This window comes from Coxiella-like endosymbiont, from assembly GCF_002871095.1.
In the GTDB taxonomy this organism is placed as follows: domain Bacteria; phylum Pseudomonadota; class Gammaproteobacteria; order Coxiellales; family Coxiellaceae; genus Coxiella.
On the sequence record NZ_NSHJ01000034.1, the window covers coordinates 1 to 1,388 of the forward strand.

Here is a 1,388-nt window from a genome sequence, read left to right on the forward strand (position 1 = left end):
GGTCTGCAGTCTCACCGAGCATTTTTTCTGAGTCAATTACACCCCCAACCAAAAAATACACACACCTTTTCCCCAAATATCAATTAATTACTTTCCAACCCAAATTGATGACACCCAAGCACTAACAGCTTTCTTTGAACTCCTGTCCTTCAAATATGACCAAAGCAGCTACTCTGTCAAAAGTCTTGAACCATTTATTAAATCTACTTAAACATTTGATCAAACTAGCGAATTTGCTACCACTATTTCTTTACTATTAAAACACCAGGGGTTTTTGCATAAACATTTTCCATGCTTTGCTGCATTTATTTTCATGCTTTACTTAAATTTACTTGAAATATTTGCGAACACGTTGAAGATCTTCTTCCGTATCAATGCCAGGCAAGCATTTTTCTTTTGTAACTACCATGTGAATACGGCCGCCATGCCATAAAATACGCAGTTGTTCTAAAGCCTCAATCTTTTCAGCAGAACAACTATCCCAAGAAAGATATTCTTCTAAAAATCTTACCCGATAAGCATAAATACCTACATGGCGGAAATGAGAGCCATTTAATTTAATATTTTCTTTATTATAAATATTAAAAGTAGAGCGATTCCACGGGATAGGAGCATGACTAAAATAAAGAGCGTAATTTCGACGATTCAATACTACTTTAGTAGTATTGGGATTAATCAATTCCTCAATATCTGTAATCGGTGTACAGAGAGAAGCTGCTTTTACATTATCATGTTCCTCCAAATCCTCTGCTAATTTTCGAATAGCCTCCGGAGTAATCAAAGGTTCATCACCTTGCAAATAGATTACAATTTCATCATCCTCCAAACCCAAAGCAACAACAGCTTCCGCAATACGTTCTGTTCCCGACTGATGATCAGAAGAGGTCATACAAACGATTGCTCCAAAATTTTCTGCTACTTTACTGATTTGTTTATGATCAGTCGCAATAACAACAGCTTCCGCACCACTTTTTATGGCACGTTCATAGACGTGTTGAATCATCGGTTTACCAGCGATATCTGCCAAGGCTTTACCGGGTAGGCGAATAGAATTATAACGAACTGGTATGATGACTCGGAATGCCATTTTACCTCTCTGCTATTAATGAACGAGCTTTGTCAGCCAACATAACTGGAATCCCCCCTTGAATAGGGTAGGCTAGTTTATCAAAGCGACAAAGAAGCTCTTCCGTATCTTGCTTATATACCAATTTCCCTTTACAAATCGGACAAGCTAATATTTCTAATAGTCTTTTATCCATATAATTATCTTTTATTAAAGATATAACTATCTCTTAATAAAGTATTGAGAAATAATTTAAGTATTGAGAAATAATTTATCATTTTTAAAGCAAGAATCAAGAGGTTAAAAAATAGCAGTCCTTTTC

2 protein-coding genes are annotated in these 1,388 nt (G+C 35.7%); both read right to left on the bottom strand.

The annotated features are described in order from the left end of the window. Window positions 1-328 precede the first annotated feature (328 nt). A complete protein-coding gene (gene kdsB, locus CLERM_RS00400; RefSeq protein WP_102156654.1) occupies window positions 329-1,087 on the bottom strand; it encodes a 3-deoxy-manno-octulosonate cytidylyltransferase in 759 nt (252 codons plus the stop codon). A 1-nt stretch (window position 1,088) separates the two neighbouring features. Continuing rightward, on the bottom strand, window positions 1,089-1,262 hold the full coding sequence (locus CLERM_RS00405) for a Trm112 family protein (protein WP_102156655.1): 174 nt from the start codon (window positions 1,260-1,262) through the stop codon (window positions 1,089-1,091). Between the last annotated feature and the right edge of the window lie 126 nt (window positions 1,263-1,388).

Excerpts from the sequence above, each read along its gene's own strand:
- CLERM_RS00405 (WP_102156655.1), bottom strand. The coding sequence starts at position 1,262 with ATGGATAAAAGACTATTAGAAATATTAGCTTGTCCGATTTGTAAAGGG.
- kdsB (WP_102156654.1), bottom strand. The coding sequence starts at position 1,087 with ATGGCATTCCGAGTCATCATACCAGTTCGTTATAATTCTATTCGCCTA.